The organism is Asinibacterium sp. OR53 (assembly GCF_000515315.1).
Classification (GTDB): Bacteria; Bacteroidota; Bacteroidia; order Chitinophagales; family Chitinophagaceae; genus Sediminibacterium.
The window spans coordinates 655,225-670,405 of sequence record NZ_KI911562.1; the positions used below are offsets into that span (position 1 = coordinate 655,225).

14 protein-coding genes are annotated in these 15,181 nt (G+C 43.8%); 1 reads left to right on the top strand and 13 read right to left on the bottom strand.

Annotation, left to right across the window (positions count from 1 at the left end; translation table 11 throughout):
* Positions 1-12: 12 nt before the first annotated feature.
* The 7 genes from SEDOR53_RS0102825 to SEDOR53_RS0102860 all read right to left on the bottom strand — a co-directional run bounded on the left by SEDOR53_RS0102825 (position 13) and on the right by SEDOR53_RS0102860 (position 4,871).
* Positions 13-348, bottom strand: coding sequence for a type II toxin-antitoxin system PemK/MazF family toxin (locus tag SEDOR53_RS0102825; protein WP_026768348.1), 336 nt, complete (start codon positions 346-348; stop codon positions 13-15).
* Positions 338-568, bottom strand: a complete 231-nt coding sequence (locus SEDOR53_RS0102830) for a hypothetical protein (RefSeq protein WP_026768349.1) — start codon at positions 566-568, stop codon at positions 338-340. The genes SEDOR53_RS0102825 and SEDOR53_RS0102830 overlap by 11 nt, the downstream gene beginning before the upstream one ends.
* A 696-nt stretch (positions 569-1,264) precedes the next feature.
* Complete coding sequence (locus tag SEDOR53_RS0102840; RefSeq protein ID WP_026768350.1) at positions 1,265-2,155, bottom strand: flavin reductase family protein; 891 nt, start codon at positions 2,153-2,155, stop codon at positions 1,265-1,267.
* A 1-nt stretch (position 2,156) separates the two neighbouring features.
* On the bottom strand, positions 2,157-2,816 hold the full coding sequence (locus SEDOR53_RS0102845; RefSeq protein WP_026768351.1) for a phosphatidylserine decarboxylase family protein: 660 nt from the start codon (positions 2,814-2,816) through the stop codon (positions 2,157-2,159).
* 28 nt (positions 2,817-2,844) lie between these two features.
* On the bottom strand, positions 2,845-3,708 hold the full coding sequence (locus SEDOR53_RS0102850; RefSeq protein WP_026768352.1) for a phosphatidate cytidylyltransferase: 864 nt from the start codon (positions 3,706-3,708) through the stop codon (positions 2,845-2,847).
* A gap of 21 nt (positions 3,709-3,729) precedes the next feature.
* Positions 3,730-3,936, bottom strand: coding sequence for a DUF2007 domain-containing protein (locus tag SEDOR53_RS16985; RefSeq protein ID WP_037326035.1), 207 nt, complete (start codon positions 3,934-3,936; stop codon positions 3,730-3,732).
* Positions 3,933-4,871 (bottom strand): CPBP family intramembrane glutamic endopeptidase, encoded by a 939-nt coding sequence (locus tag SEDOR53_RS0102860; RefSeq protein WP_026768353.1) that lies wholly within the window; start codon positions 4,869-4,871, stop codon positions 3,933-3,935. The genes SEDOR53_RS16985 and SEDOR53_RS0102860 overlap by 4 nt, the downstream gene beginning before the upstream one ends.
* Positions 4,872-4,909: 38 nt before the next feature.
* Here SEDOR53_RS0102860 and dusB point away from each other — a divergent pair, with 38 nt between their 5' ends.
* The gene (dusB, locus tag SEDOR53_RS0102865) at positions 4,910-5,947 is read left to right on the top strand and encodes a tRNA dihydrouridine synthase DusB (RefSeq protein ID WP_026768354.1); all 1,038 of its coding nucleotides are present in this window, start codon (positions 4,910-4,912) and stop codon (positions 5,945-5,947) included.
* A 2-nt stretch (positions 5,948-5,949) separates the two neighbouring features.
* Here the strand turns inward: dusB and SEDOR53_RS0102870 are convergent, their stop codons facing one another.
* The 6 genes from SEDOR53_RS0102870 to SEDOR53_RS19215 form a co-directional block, all read right to left on the bottom strand.
* On the bottom strand, positions 5,950-6,534 hold the full coding sequence (locus SEDOR53_RS0102870; RefSeq protein WP_026768355.1) for a glutathione peroxidase: 585 nt from the start codon (positions 6,532-6,534) through the stop codon (positions 5,950-5,952).
* A 100-nt stretch (positions 6,535-6,634) separates the two neighbouring features.
* Complete coding sequence (locus tag SEDOR53_RS0102875; RefSeq protein ID WP_369751281.1) at positions 6,635-8,002, bottom strand: family 43 glycosylhydrolase; 1,368 nt, start codon at positions 8,000-8,002, stop codon at positions 6,635-6,637.
* A 5-nt stretch (positions 8,003-8,007) separates the two neighbouring features.
* The gene (locus SEDOR53_RS0102880; RefSeq protein WP_232214709.1) at positions 8,008-10,386 is read right to left on the bottom strand and encodes a glycoside hydrolase family 9 protein; all 2,379 of its coding nucleotides are present in this window, start codon (positions 10,384-10,386) and stop codon (positions 8,008-8,010) included.
* Positions 10,387-10,591: 205 nt separating this feature from the next.
* Positions 10,592-11,437 carry a sialate O-acetylesterase gene (locus SEDOR53_RS0102885; protein WP_026768358.1) on the bottom strand — a complete coding sequence of 282 codons (846 nt, stop codon included), beginning with the start codon at positions 11,435-11,437 and terminating at the stop codon, positions 10,592-10,594.
* A 125-nt stretch (positions 11,438-11,562) separates the two neighbouring features.
* The gene (locus SEDOR53_RS0102890) at positions 11,563-12,663 is read right to left on the bottom strand and encodes an endo-1,4-beta-xylanase (RefSeq protein WP_026768359.1); all 1,101 of its coding nucleotides are present in this window, start codon (positions 12,661-12,663) and stop codon (positions 11,563-11,565) included.
* Positions 12,664-12,682: 19 nt separating this feature from the next.
* Positions 12,683-15,172, bottom strand: coding sequence for a family 43 glycosylhydrolase (locus tag SEDOR53_RS19215; protein ID WP_084220297.1), 2,490 nt, complete (start codon positions 15,170-15,172; stop codon positions 12,683-12,685).
* Positions 15,173-15,181 lie beyond the last annotated feature (9 nt).

The following is a 15,181-nucleotide window of genomic DNA, read 5'->3' on the forward strand; positions in this document are numbered from 1 at the left end:
GTCGATTGGCTATTATAAATCCAATACGATAGCAATATTTCGTTTCAACTCATCAACCTGATGTGGGGTAAGTCTTCCTAATTTTTGGATCAATCGCTTATTATCAATGGACCGGATTTGATCTATCAGTACATCGCTCAACCTGTCCAACTGACCCTTTTTAAGATGTACTCTTAACAACTCAAGTTCCGGCTGCACATTGGTTGTAACAGGGCAAATAAGAGTAGATAAATGCGTGTCATTTAATAAATCGGTTTGAATAATTACAACAGGGCGCACTTTTCCCGCTTCCGTACCCTTTGACGGGTTCAGGTCTGCAAGCCAAATGTCGTATTGTTTAATATTCATCACTCAATTTTTCAAATTCCCGTAAGATACTTAAAGAGTCTTTGGCTGCTGTTTTCGATTCTTTTGCAAGTTTTTTCTTTAATAGCTTTCTTTTATTAAAGAGATTATAAAGACTTACTGCATCGTTGATATAACGATTCCTTGCCAGTTTAAGCTCGAAAGTGATTTTCTCAGTTTCATCAAATATTTCGTCATCCAATTTGAGAGAAAGCGTTTTCATAGTATACCCTTTTTTCTAAAGGTATATACTATTTGTATATACTCAAAATTATTACTCACATCAGAAAAATGATATACCATCCCTTTCAATTTCTTCAGAAATGAAGGTATTCTTTTCTACAAGATTGCTGGTACGCACAAATACGTAATCTGCGCCATCTGCTACCCATTTTATAGAGCACAGTTGACTCCTATAAACCCGATATGATCATGCAGTTGCTCCTGCCGCCTGTGAGGATGGCATTATGATGGATATTGTTTTGCCTTATTACTCTGACAGATGCTGGATGCTTGTGTGGAAAAACTTGTTCAAGGGGCTGAAAAACTGGTAAAACCCATTAAGATGTCATTTTTACATTAGTGTAGATTCCGCCAACTACTCATATAAACCGTTTCCGCATCAGTGTGGATTCCGTTCACTACCCATATAAATTCTTCCAAGTAGTACTCAATTGAATTACACTGATGTGGATTCCGTCAACTACTCATATAAATTCCGTCAGCTACTGATATAAACTGTTTCCGCATTAGTGGGGATTCCGTCAACTACCCGTATAAATTCTTCCAAGTAGTACTAAATTGAATTACACTGATGTGGATTCCGTCAACTACTCATATAAACTGAATCCACACTGATGCGGAAACGGCCTATTGAAGAGCGAAAAATAACTAAACCTTTGATTTTCAAGCAACTTATTCACGCAGTTTCTCCATACAACAATACTTGCCAGGCGGCAGTCACATTCCCTGCATTCAGCAATTCACCGGCATATCGATGCAGTTCCTTTTCCATCTCTTGCGGGTTCACGGCATAATATTGTACGATCTCTTTCAGGCGGTCATCGGTAAAAACAGGATCTATTTCGGGTAGTGTATGCACATTCGCCAGCATGCCCAGGTGGTTGCCTGTTAAAAAACTACTGTTTCGTATACCCGGAGGCAGGTTATCGATACCTATTCCCAATTCCGTATTGGGCTTGGTCACTTTGAACAGGCTGGCTTCATCTACTCTGCAATACCAATCGCCTCCCAAACGTGCTACCAATTGCAGTTTACGCTGGTCGATCTTTCCATCTTCGCCCAATATGCTTTCATCCACGTGCATACACAGCACTTCGGCAATCACCAGTTGCCCCGCTCCTCCCTGGTCGCCCAGGCTTTTCACTTCTTGTACTTTGCATTCCAGTTTTACTTTGGCTTCCTGCACCATCGGCGGCTTCACCAAAGTAGCGGGCATTTTCTGAAAACCTGCTTTGATGAATTCATCTACCCCTTTGGCATATTCGCAGCTGGATAAACTGGTTTGCTGCACCATGTCGTAATCCACGATGTTGATCACGCACTCGGGCACTTCCAAAATATTCTGTAAAGTATGTTTGGTGGTATTGTTCCTCGCTCTTCTTGAAGGAGAAAAAATAACGATCGCGGGATTGGTAGAAAAAAGATTGAAAAAACTAAAAGGGCTCAGGTTTACATTGCCCGAAGCATCTATCGTACTTGCAAAACAAATAGGCCTTGGTGCGATGGCTGCCTGTAACCACCGTTGCCTTTCCATCAGCGGTAAAGACTCAATATTGATCGTTATCATATCAGTTCCAGCTAGCCAGTACGGTAACGCCGCCTTTCACCACCTGGTTCAGTTGCACTTCTACTTTGGCATGGAGGGGTAATAAAACATCTACGCGGCTACCGAATTTGATGAAACCATATTCATCACCCTGCTTCACTTGCTGTCCCACACTGGTGTAATTACAAATCCGCTTGGCCAGTGCACCGGCAATTTGTTTATAAAGAATAGCGCCGTGGTGATTATTTACCACTACACTCCATCGTTCATTTTCGGTAGATGATTTGGGATGCCAGGCCACGAGGTATTTCCCATTGTGGTATTGGTTATAGATCACTTCTCCGCTCATGGGGTTACGGTTCACGTGCACGTTGGCGGGACTCATGAAAATGCTTACCTGTATGCGTTTGTCTTTGAAATATTCCGGATCAGTCACTTCTTCAATAACCACTACTTTACCGTCGGCTGGACAAACCACCTGGTTTTCGTTGATGGTCAGTTGACGGTTAGGTATGCGGAAAAAAGAAATGATGAAAAGAAAAAGCGCCAATGAAACCACAAAGATGAGTATGGCCAACCAGGGTATATGCGCGCTTAAAAAACTGAAAGAGACCAGGTTCAACAACCCGAAAATGAGCGCCGTAATGCCGATGGTCTTGTATCCTTCTCTATGAATGGTCATTGGGAACGTATTGAACGGCAAATGTAGGTTAAAGAATCAGTTTCACCACCAGCCAAACGAAAGGCGTGGCCAGCAGTAATGAATCGAACCTGTCGAGAAAGCCGCCGTGTCCGGGCATAATACTGCCACTATCTTTAACACCTGCCAGCCTTTTCAGTTTACTTTCCAGCAAATCTCCCGCCGTACCTGTAACGGCCGCCACTGCTGATATCCATAGAAGCGGTTTCCAATCGAGTCCGCAGGTATAATGTCCCAGGCAGGCTATGGCCACAACGGCCAGCAACGCTCCTCCCAGGGTGCCTTCCCAGGTTTTTTTGGGTGAAATAGAAGAAAATGGGGTTCTGCCAATGAAAGAACCTACGATATACGCCATGGTATCATTGATCCAGATGGAAGCGATGATCACCACCGGCAGGAGCCATCCGTGGGAACCCAGCACATCGTAAGCTATCAGTCCGCGCAACTGGACCATCAGCGCCCAGCTCAGCGAAATATAAATCAATCCTGCCAGCGAATACGCTATCAGTTTGGGGTTCAGTCGCTTCTTAAATACGATCTCTGCCGCCAGAAAAACAGTACTGACCACCAGGCATATCGCGCGGCCCCATTCGTGTATCACTTTCCCGCCGGTATTGAATGTATCATCCGCCATCCACAACATCAATGACCAGCCAATGATCATGATACTGTATTTGTGTAAAGGCGTGATGCTCCCGTAAACCGGGTCGATCTGTGCCACCAATCGCTGGTATTCTGTCCAGCAACCGAAATGGATCACACTGAAAAGCAACAGGAAACTCCATTGATTCCACAAGAGACCCGCCAGCATGATCACTACAAATACAACTGCTGTCAGTGCACGGGTTTTAAAGGTTTCTATATTCAAAGCCATCGCAATCCTGTCTTAATGATATTAATTCAACATGCTTTTTTCAAGTAATTTTTTGGCCGTTTCTACCAGGTGTTCCGGAACATATATTTCAATATACCCGAACATGGGATAACTGCTGTCCTGCTTATTCAGCAATTGAACCGGCACTTCGTTCTCTTCCAGCACACCTTGTATAATACTCGCCTCGGCATAACTGGTGCGCGTTAATATTTTCTTCCAGGCTTTCATTGTTCTATACTATTTTCATCAGTTGCAACCAGTGATTGTGTAGCCAATACTTTTCGGGTTTCTTTTTTGAAAAGCCTGAACAGTAAGAGCAATCCGGCTATTCCGAATAATCCTATCCACCAAATCGGCATATTCTCATCCATCGCTTTTTCGATAGATTGCCCGTGCTTTATATCCTGGTATATGCCCGTTACGATCAGTGCATTATTCAGAAAATGCAATAAAATATTGAGCCAGATATTTTTACCATAATAGAAAATAAAGCCCAGCACCATGCCCAATGCAAGCCTGGGTAAAAATCCGAAATAAGAAATATGGATCGCACTGAAAACAATGCTGGTGATGAATATCCCGATCCATGCGTTTTTTGTCCAGCCAATAAATAATTGCTGAAATGTTCCGCGGAACAATACTTCTTCGAATATGGCAGGTGCAGTAGCCACGACCAACAACACCAGCAGGTATTCTTTAAAATTTTTCATCATGGCCATAGACATCATGGTGCTTCTGTAAGCATCTTCCATAGCCCTGGCTTTGGCCATCCATGTTGCAGGTAGTGGAATGCGTTGGTTCAGGTCTCCCAAAGCCCCGCTCGTAATCATGGCTGCCAGTGTAAGTATCACTACTATTCCTATTTGTTTGCCGCTCATGAGCCGGTTGAACCCAAGGTAATCCAGTGGTTTGCGACTGAGGATCCTTGCAAAAAGGATTGCCGGCATAAAAAACATCAAAAAAGTAGCCAATGTATTCAGCCATCGTGCCAGGTTCACATTTTCCGATTTATTCAGTAATTCCGGCACCAGGGTCATGGAGACATTCAGGTTCATTCTGGCCAGCATGATTAGTGAAAAAGAAGCTATAACCGTGAATACCCCAATAAGGGCCAGTAAAATGACAAACTGTCTGCGATAACTGATCGTTGGCTCTTGGTTCATGCGGTTGGGAATAAGAACGTAAATTTGCGGGCTAAGATATGGTTAAGATAGATAAAATAGTGCTGCCCGAGTTTCCGCTCCTCCTGGCGCCCATGGAAGATGTCAGCGATCCGCCGTTCAGGGTGGTGTGTAAAGACAATGGGGCCGACCTGATGTATACCGAATTCATCAGTAGTGAGGGTTTGATCCGTGATGCTATCAAGAGCCGGCAGAAGCTCGATATATTCGATTATGAGCGCCCCATAGGCATACAGATATTCGGCGGCGATGAAGAGAGCCTGGCACTGGCAGCCAAAATTGTGGATGTAACCAACCCCGATATACTGGATATCAATTTCGGCTGCCCTGTAAAAAAAGTGGCCGGTAAAGGTGCCGGCGCAGGCGTGCTGAAAGATATCGACCTCATGGTTCGCCTCACCGATGCAGTGGTGAAAGCTACCCGTTTACCCGTTACTGTTAAAACCCGGTTGGGATGGGATGAAAATTCCAAAAACATCGAAGAAGTAGCCGAACGCTTACAGGATGTGGGCATCAAAGCCCTCAGTATCCATGGCCGCACGCGCTCGCAGATGTATAAAGGCGAGGCCGACTGGACCCTGATCGCCAATGTAAAAAACAATCCGCGTATACACATTCCTATTTTCGGCAATGGAGATATCGATAGTCCGCAAAAAGCGCTGGAATATAAAAACCGTTACGGGGTAGATGGTATCATGATCGGAAGGGCGGCGATTGGTTATCCCTGGATTTTTCGCGAGATCAAGCATTATGTGAAAACAGGTGAGTTGATGGACCCGCCTACCGTAGATGAACGCGTAGAAGTATGCCGCAAGCACCTGCGTAAATCGCTGGAGTGGAAAGGCCCCATCGTTGGCATCAACGAAATGCGCCGCCACTATGCGAATTATTTAAAAGGATTACCCGGCATCAAAGAGTACCGCAACCGGTTGGTAGTATTGAAAACCCTGGAAGAAGTAGAAGCTGTGTTGGATGAAGTGCAGGAAAACTATGCAGGATATGTGATAGAACGCAATCCCATCGTACTGGAGAATTATCACCAGCATTGTCCGCTTTGATATTATTGCAATACTGCCAGCATTTCTTTACTGAGCGGTGAAACCGTATTGGGAAAAAATGCCAACAGCTTCCCGTTCTCATCGATTATGTATTTGCAGAAATTCCACACGGGTGCCTGGTTGCACCAGCCATTCCTGGCTGAATGAGACAACCAGTTGAATACGTTGTTTTGCCCGCTGCTTTTTATCACAGTACTCTTTTTCATCAGCGGGAAACTGATGCCGTAATTGGTCTTGCAGAATGCTGCAATGGCTGCGTCATCACTTTTTTCCTGTTGTTTGAAATCGTTGGCCGGAAAACCGAGCACCACCAGCTTATCTCCGTATTGTTTATGTAACTGTTCCAGCTCTTCGTATTGCGCCGTATAGCCGCAATCACTGGCAGTATTTACCAGCAATACTTTTTTTCCTATGAAGGAATGAAATGCGATGAGTGAGCCATCATTGGCAACAGTTTCCAGTGTATAAAAAGAAACCGGCGCCTGTATGCCGGATGAATTGTACAGTACCTGGCTCTTCCCAAATACTTTGCCCTTCAGCATGATCAACGGATAAAGGGCTTTTAAAATGGATTGACGCCAGGTCATATCTTTTCTTTTGATCAGCAATAATACAGCTTTAAACAGCCTTTAAATAATTTCGACTTATAAAATCCATAGTTGAAATATTTTACGCTGATAAAAAGTATTATTTAAAGCTAATCCAATCAACTTCCACCTTGCCCTCACTCTTTAATTGTAGCACAAGATTTTTGATGCCGGGCTGTACTGCTGCGATTGATTTTTTTACGGTGCTCCAATCGCTTCCTTTGGGTATCATTACTTCTGCAAGAACAGGACCTGAAGCATCTTTTGTTCGGATAACTAAAGTCGCGCCTGTTGTTGAAACAGCCCTGATGTTAACCGACTTTGCAGCATTCTTTCCAAAGTCAACGGTATTGTATTGAATCCATGCATTAGGTTTATCAAGAATGGTTTTCCAACCGATAAATTTGTTCGTTGTATCTATAAAATCAATTGCAGCATCACCGCTTTTAGCGCTGTAACGATCCATTTGAATATTTGCTGTTGCATTAGTAACACCAATCCCACGGAAAGTGCGGATTACTTTTTGAATCGTACCATCCGCATTAAAAAACAAACTGTCAGCCCTGATGGATCTCGCTTTATCAAAGTCAGGAGAGTAATCCCTGTCATGATAAAACAGGTACCACTGATTTTTGAATGCTATCACCGAATGATGATTCGTCCAGCAACCTGTGGGAGATTCATCCATAATGACACCTGTCATTTTAAACGGCCCTAATGGATTGTCGGCTATTGAATATTCCAACCGTTCAATTTTACCTTCCACATGCGGAAAAGTGAGGTAATAAATCCCATTTCTTTCAAACAGGTATGGGCCTTCCTTTAAGCCTTTTGCAGGAAGTTCTTTCAGTATCACAGGTTCTGAAGCCAACTCCAGCATATTATCTTTCAGCTTTGCTCCGTAAATATTACCTGCAGACCAATAGAGGTAAGCCTGCCCGTCTTTATCAATAAACACATTGGGGTCTATACCGTGAACGCCTTTGATGGGTGTTGACTGCGGAATATATGGGCCCTCGGGTTTGGCAGCAATGGCCACTCCAATGGCAAAGTTTCTCCCATAAGTAACAGTGTCTTTAGGTGTTGATGGAAAATAGAAATAATACTTTCCATTCCGGTAAATACAATCGGGTGCCCACATGCTATAGCTGTCTGGTTTCACCCACGGTACCTTGTTCTGCGATACAATTACACCGTGATCTGTCCAATCAGTAAGATTATCCGAAGAAAACACATGATAATCTTCCATGCAAAACCATCCTACCCTTCCTTTACCCGGCGCGGCTAAAATATCATGCGAAGGATAAATATAGACCCGGTTACCCAAAACCCTTGCTGAAGGGTCGGCAGAATACATGTTTCGAATAAGTGGGTTTTGTGCAAGTAGTTGGCCCGATAAAACAGGTACTAACACTGCAAGCAGTAAGCATTTCTTATAATACTTCATTAGACTGATGATTATGAACATTAAATTTATTTACCCGTAGCCAGCTCACCTGCAGCCACCCCTAAAAAAATGTAGTCGGCACAACCGCCCACCGTTACCTCGTTCTCTCCCCAGAAAAAAGGCCAATCTTCTTTGTTCTCAGGAAAATCCGGTTTTAAAATCAATATGCCCGGCACAATGCCGCCCGCAATAAAACTGAAATTTGCCCGGTTGTTGCCGTAGGTAATTTTCTTTGATACCGTTCCAACAGAGGAAACAAAAGAGATGTTGGAATAAGGATGACAGCCAAAAATATAATTTAATCCTCTATACACATATTCAGGTGTGATGATATCGGGGAAGTATTTGTTTGCATAATAATTAGTAGCCGCAAAATTTACTACGCCGCCACTGCCACCCCATCCTCCTAAAGCAATGGGCACACCATAAGGATTTTGTTTGGCGTATTCATCACACAGCGCTTTCAGTTTTACCACATAGTCGCGTAATTTCTTTTTATACACATCATCCATGTAGGGATAAGCCTGCAAGGCTTGCTTGATGCCTGGTGATGAAACATTCCGGTCGAGTATTTGCCAAATTGCTTGTTTGAATAAAGTGGCGTATTGTTCTTCTTTAGTGGTGATGTATAACTGAAGCGCGGCAGCAGTTTTTACACTTCTTCCAAATATGACCCCAAAGTGAGAAGTATCTGTTCTGGTCTCGTCTTCATCCCACAGTTGCTTTGCATAGAACAGGCATTGTTGGGATAGTGTATCATTATACCCTTTCAATACCCGGCTGGCAGCCGCCAAACTAGCCGCTGTGCTGTAATCCAGCAATATGTTCCGCTCTGTAAATGCCCACCGGTCGTCCATTGTACCGCTCGATTTACCATCGGATTGATATGGTTTTAAATTAGGATTGTAAGGAAGATTATCGGTTTCATTAATCGCATCGCCTAAATGATGGTATTGATGCAAATTAGGAACGACAATGCCTCTAACCGGGTGCCCGATATTTTTTACCTGGGCCACCATATTCAATGTGCCATGCTCTATCTGTTGCAGCATATCCGGCTTACCATCAGGCCGGTGAATGTCTACATAACGGGTCGGATAATCAACAAAAGTTTCGTCTCGTTGCGGTCTGAATTTTTCCCAGGCATCAACAAGGCTTGAAACAGCCTCGCAATGGGAGCCGGTTTGAATATCAAAATCGCCGGCATCAAACCAGCCGCCAACATTCAGCCCGGGAATATGTTCCAGCGGCTTGTATTTGGTTTGGGTAGACGGACCCATACTATACCCATCGAAGTGTACATGATTTACCGGCGCCTGCAAAGCATCGTCTAAGAAGGGTGCGCCGTGCCATACCCGATAAGCTTCATTCACTTCCATATGATCCATCTGCACAGGGAACCATACATCCAATGTTGGATGCCAGATATTTTCATACACATTGGAAGCAATGGAAAATGTATTCGTTTTTTGATTGCCATATTGAATGAAATAAAGTCCCGGCTCTTTTACCGCACTGAAATCGAATTTTGCATAGTTATAGCGCAGGTATTGTCCCCAAACTTTTACTTCACTTTTCAGCTTTTCTACATATTTGCCATCCGGCGTAACCTGAAATAAAGATGCGGCTTTTAAAGGAGTATCATTTTTATCCATTTCAATCACAGCCGTTTTTTCCTGGCTGGGGTTATAACCCACCTGTGAAAATGCTATCACCGGTGCGCGTTTCCAGTTTGGAATAGCATTTGGCTCGAGGTACCAGGTTAATACTTTTCCGGTTTTGTTTACCGGCAGTAAACTACGTACAATAAACCATCCGTTTTGTCCCAGGTTTCGGCCATCAAACAGCAGCAGATCGGCATCTTTTGCTTGAATCCGCACCCCACGTTCGGGATCTTCCGGCGCCATCACAATGGTTTTACCGCTTACCAAAGGATCGGGCACAATAAATTCGCCCCTGCCCCGGTCGTCAAATGTAGTGTGACCGGCGAACTGTGGTATCTTTTTACTAATGGGTTCAATCTGTGTATTGCTGAAGGGATATAAGGGGAAATTACCCGGCTTACCATCCATTAAGTACGATTTGCCAAAATAAGCCGAAGGCAAAAACTCCATATTAAATCCGGCATTGCCTGCGAGTTTTTCCGGCAATGGCTTATCCAAATACACGCTGATTTCTACGCCTTTATCTTTTGCGGTAACTACCAGCCTTGACGTAAAATCAAACTCTTTATATATCAGTGTTGCTTCAATCGTATTACTGGCTTTATCTACTTTTCGGCCAGACAGCACCGGAACCAGATCCCATTGCTCAGGGGTATTTTGCAGCCGAACGGCACCGCCGGTTGCCGTTCGCACGCCATGATGAATGATCTCAATACCGGCAGTTTTTTCATCGAAAAACATGCCGTTATATTGACTATTAAAAACAAACACATTCACGCCCGGCTTTTCAAAATAACCTGACTCGTTTATTTCCAGCTTTTGACAAAAAGAATGACGGGCGGACAGTAAAAAACAAATTACCAGCGTAAAGCCTATCGGTAATTTTTTGAGTGCGTTGCAGATTTGCATTTTTTGATTATTGTAAACATGAAAAAAATATCCAAAATCATTTGGTCTGTTTTGGAGTATATCCTAGCAGCGAAAGCATTTTCAGGCCATAGTGTTTTCCCAATTCACGGTAACCGGCTGCCGTGAAATGAAGTTTATCCCCATTTTGCGGGTAGCCCGCCGATGAAATGACGTAGGCATTTGGAATAGTGCTGGGCAATGTTGCAATGATTTTGTTCATGCTGGCGCAAGCGCCACCCTGATCGGCATTCACCACTTCACCCGCCAGTAAAGGAATTGAGTTGGGCTTCAGATTTAAATCATGCAGCAGGTTGTCGTAAACCAATTTCACTTTCTGTGGCCAGGTTGTGTCACCTGTATTTGATTCCCCCTGGTGTAGAAGAATGCCTTTGATGACGCCATCTTTTTGCGCCAGCTTTGCCATTTCAACAAGGCGTGCATACGGATTGCCGTCGTATTCGTTAATCACATTCTTCATCCACAATGGCGCTGTTGCAACATAAGTCTCATAATGGTCTTTATCGAACAATTCAATTTTACAACCACCAACAGCTACATTGATCACACCAACCCTGATACTCTTTGGCAGATTTTCAATCAATGTTCTTCCAAAATAATCAGCCGGTGTGAGACCAGTGTTACAACGGCACAAAGGAGGAATGGCCGTATACCACTTTCCTTTCTCCCTGTTTGAATGCTGGCAATTCACTGCTTCCATTACCCGGAAACGATTATCAACGATTGAATCCTGTGCTTCCGGCCTGGCATTTCCTTCCATATTCGACTGGCCGAAACAGAGGAAGATGTAGAATTTTTTATCCTGCGAAAAAGCGGTAGCAGTGAATAGCAGCATTGCCGCTAGCAGAAGTTTGTTACGTTTCATGTTCTATTTTCCTGTTTGTAGTTGTAAGATGGTTACGGAATAAGGATCCAGCGACCGGGTAAACGCCGTGGCTACACCATTAACTGTTGTTGCATGCATACCGCTTTTTCTTAATTTTTTCCTGGTTAAAAATTTACCACATCCCAATACACTTTTTTGGATTTCCGGTTCACATCGAAGAGCAACGGGTAATTTTTTCTTCCCCTGCCATCCAGCCAAGTGTAACGGTCGCTCAGATTCCAGAAGGTTACTCCGGTTATCTTGTTTTTGTTTTGCCGCAATATGCCAAATATCATTTTGTATTTTTCTCTTTGCGGTTCTTCCATTGCAGCAGTAAAGCCGGTAGCGGTATCCCTGCGTTGTCCCTGGATTAATTGCCCACCCTGCCTGCCTGCATAAACAGATACGTCTAACTCTGTTACCTGCACTTGCAATCCCAGCGAAGAAAACATTTGGATAGACTTTTCCAGTTCTTCCTTCGAAGGATTGTTGATGGACCAATGGCCTTGTAATCCCACACCATGGATAGGAATTCCCGCTTCTTTTAATTTTTTTACCATCTGGTAAATCTTTTCTCTTTTTTTCGGGTTTTCCGTATTGTAATCATTATAGAAAAGAACTGCCTTTGGATCAGCCGCATGGGCATATTCAAATGCTTTGGCGATAAATTCTTCGCCACAGATTTTATACCATGCTGAGTAACGATAGAACACAGAATCCCTGTCATCAATTGCTTCATTCACCACATCCCAACCATATATATAATCTTTGTAACGCTTCACAACCGTCGTAATATGGTCTTTCAATCGTTGCAGCAACACCTCTTTTGAAACCGTATCACCTTTTTCATTTTTAAACATCCAGGATGGCGCCTGCGCATGCCAGCACAAGTTGTGCCCCCGTAACCGCATGCTGTGTTTCTTTGCAAACGCAGCAATCGAGTCGGCGTCTTTCCAGTAGTAATCGCTTTCTCTGGGGTGAATGGGCCCCATTTTCATGGCGTTTTCAGCAGTAAGGCTGTTGAATTGCGTAACGATTAATGCCGAATCCTCGCCATGCAGCATTCGAGGTGTAACCGCAACGCCTATTGGAAAATAATCTTTGTAGTAATCTTTCAATGCTTTGGTTGCATTGGATTTTGATTGTATTATTCTTCCACTACTGGTGCAAAAGCCAAACAAGAGAGAAATGGGAATGGCGATTAATAGGGATTTAAATGTATTCATAAACATGATTGTACAATCTTTATTGAGAAACCTTATCCATAATATGGAAGTAATCGAAATCTGCAAACCCACCTGCATGCTTAGTAGCATAATTAAACAATCCAAAACGGTAACCCATAAAATGCGGAATGGTGTACGTCATTTTTAATTGCATGCCAATTGGAGTCCAGGTTTTACCATTGAGACTGTAAAAGAAATCGGCGCCATCTTTTCTATTCGTAAAGTCACAGTTGGCTTTAAAGTAAACTGTTTTTTGTGTGAGTGGAATAGCCTGCGTTTCTACCGGTTTTCTGCCTGTTGCGTTGATCATAATAATCGATTTACGATTGCCTTCCACTCTTACGCCAACCATAGCATAATTTTTTTGCAACAGGCATAATCCTGCAAAGTCACCGTCTTTCATATTCGAAACGTCTAGCGATGTACTACCGGAACATACAGGGCCAATGGTACGTTGTGTTAATGTGTTCCTTGCCAATAGAAACGATGTATCAATCCGCCCGGTTTTCAAACGCAGATAGCCTTTTCTTGCTGTAACAGACCAAAGTTCATTATCCGGATTATGGTTCCATTGCCAAACCAGCGGCAATGCAGGTTCCCCTTTTTTCCGGGTAAATTCATCTGACGCAACAATGCCTGGTATCAAGGATTGGTTGGGGGGAAGATCAAGTGTTTCAGGAACTTTTCCGTTGACGCTCAATATTGGCCAGCCATCTTCCCATTTCACAGGAACCAGATAAGGAATACGGCCCACAGCGCCGTAATCTCGAAACAGGTAGGCAAACCACTCGCCTTTGGGTGTGCTAATAAGACCTCCCTGCGCTACACCCAAATCCTGCAGTGCCACCTTGCCTTCATAAGGGCCGGTAATTTTATCCGCACGATGAATAACAACTGTGCGCATTCCGCCCCTTGGCCAGGTGATGTTGAAGAGATAATACCTGCCGTTTACTTTAAAGAGTTGCGAACCTTCTCCCAAACCACTGGGGGCAATAGTTTCGCTGGCTTGAGCTGTATTTTCAATGATCACCTGGTGTATGCCATCTTGTTTTACACCAGTGACATCTGCGTTTAATTCAAGAAGTGTTATTTTTTTATTGCCGTAGATGAGATAAACTTTTCCATCGTCATCAAAGAACAAAGAATGATCGTGGTAAGCCGGAGCGAAAGACACGGCTTTCCATGGTCCCTTTTCAATGTTTGTTGTTGAATAGATATGTGTTTTACCACTTGTTGCTGCAAAGGTGGAAACGTAATATGTGCCGTTATGATAACGAATGCTGCTGGCCCATGAGCCCCTGCCATAAGTGGACTTCCCATTTACCAGATTCATGTCGTCATTACTGATTAAAGTGTCATAAGCATAGTTTACGATTTTCCAGTTGACAAGATCTTTCGATTTCATGATCGGCACACCCGGACTCAGGTGCATGGTGGTACTGCTCATGTAATACGTATCGCCTACACAAATCATCGACATATCCGGCACATCGGCATAAATGACCGGGTTGTGCGCCTGCTTATCTTGTGTTGAAAGCCCGGTGGAAAGAGCACCCTTCACCGGGCTTACCCCTTTTGTTGTTTGTATGATCTTTTGAATGGTTCCGTCCGGATTGTAATACATATAATCGACGCAGATCGATCGGCGGTAGCTGCCTCCTGTTGGAAGTGCCCCGTTGTGGTAAAAGAAATAGGAGTTCCCTTTGTAATCAATAATGCCCGGATGGGTTGTAAAACTATTGGGTACATTTTCCTGTATAATGCCTCTGTATTGCCACGGCCCTGTAATATTCGTGGCCGTGCAGTATTCAATCATCTCCGGTTTAGTACCTGCACTTGCATAAACCAGGTAATACAAGCCCTTGCGTTTGTACACCCAAGGACCTTCAATGTAATGCTCGGGTTTAAAAGTAGAAATTGGGCCATCCGTTTCAATCATATTTTCCTTCAGCTTTATGTATCTGCAACTGCCATTACCCCAAAAGAGATAAGCCTGTCCGTCATCGTCAATAAAAACAGTAGGGTCGATATCATCCCAGGGATGTTTCATATCGGTGGTCATTTCGTTAACGATCAATGCCTTGCCGATTGCGTCTTTGAAAGGGCCTGTTGGTCTGTCCGAAACAGCAACACCTATTGCAGCACCACCATTGCTGTTGCTGTCCTTTTTATGGAAGGTGGCCACATACCAATAAAATTTGCCGTTCCGTTCAATGCACTGCGCAGCATAGGCATCGCCGGTAGCCCAGGAAAAGGTCTGTGGCGACAAGAGCGCTCCATAGTCTTTCCAATGAACCATATCAGTGGATGAGAAAACATGCCAGTCAGGCATTTTATAATTGGTGGCGGTTACGGATGCGGTATCGTGCCCCGTATACAAGAACACTGTGTCGTGATAAACCATCGGCGCCGGATCGGCAGTAAATATGTGGGTGATGATTGGATTTTGCGCAAACAATTGCAGCATACACATGCAGCCGACAATTGTCAGGATGATTTTTCCTTTCATTATATTCAA

Excerpts from the sequence above, each read along its gene's own strand:
- SEDOR53_RS0102825 (WP_026768348.1), bottom strand. The coding sequence starts at position 348 with ATGAATATTAAACAATACGACATTTGGCTTGCAGACCTGAACCCGTCA.
- SEDOR53_RS0102830 (WP_026768349.1), bottom strand. The coding sequence starts at position 568 with ATGAAAACGCTTTCTCTCAAATTGGATGACGAAATATTTGATGAAACT.
- SEDOR53_RS0102840 (WP_026768350.1), bottom strand. The coding sequence starts at position 2,155 with ATGATAACGATCAATATTGAGTCTTTACCGCTGATGGAAAGGCAACGG.
- SEDOR53_RS0102845 (WP_026768351.1), bottom strand. The coding sequence starts at position 2,816 with ATGACCATTCATAGAGAAGGATACAAGACCATCGGCATTACGGCGCTC.
- SEDOR53_RS0102850 (WP_026768352.1), bottom strand. The coding sequence starts at position 3,708 with ATGGCTTTGAATATAGAAACCTTTAAAACCCGTGCACTGACAGCAGTT.
- SEDOR53_RS16985 (WP_037326035.1), bottom strand. The coding sequence starts at position 3,936 with ATGAAAGCCTGGAAGAAAATATTAACGCGCACCAGTTATGCCGAGGCG.
- SEDOR53_RS0102860 (WP_026768353.1), bottom strand. The coding sequence starts at position 4,871 with ATGAACCAAGAGCCAACGATCAGTTATCGCAGACAGTTTGTCATTTTA.
- dusB (WP_026768354.1), top strand. The coding sequence starts at position 4,910 with ATGGTTAAGATAGATAAAATAGTGCTGCCCGAGTTTCCGCTCCTCCTG.
- SEDOR53_RS0102870 (WP_026768355.1), bottom strand. The coding sequence starts at position 6,534 with ATGACCTGGCGTCAATCCATTTTAAAAGCCCTTTATCCGTTGATCATG.
- SEDOR53_RS0102875 (WP_369751281.1), bottom strand. The coding sequence starts at position 8,002 with ATGTTCATAATCATCAGTCTAATGAAGTATTATAAGAAATGCTTACTG.
- SEDOR53_RS0102880 (WP_232214709.1), bottom strand. The coding sequence starts at position 10,386 with ATGTTTTTCGATGAAAAAACTGCCGGTATTGAGATCATTCATCATGGC.
- SEDOR53_RS0102885 (WP_026768358.1), bottom strand. The coding sequence starts at position 11,437 with ATGAAACGTAACAAACTTCTGCTAGCGGCAATGCTGCTATTCACTGCT.
- SEDOR53_RS0102890 (WP_026768359.1), bottom strand. The coding sequence starts at position 12,663 with ATGAATACATTTAAATCCCTATTAATCGCCATTCCCATTTCTCTCTTG.
- SEDOR53_RS19215 (WP_084220297.1), bottom strand. The coding sequence starts at position 15,172 with ATGAAAGGAAAAATCATCCTGACAATTGTCGGCTGCATGTGTATGCTG.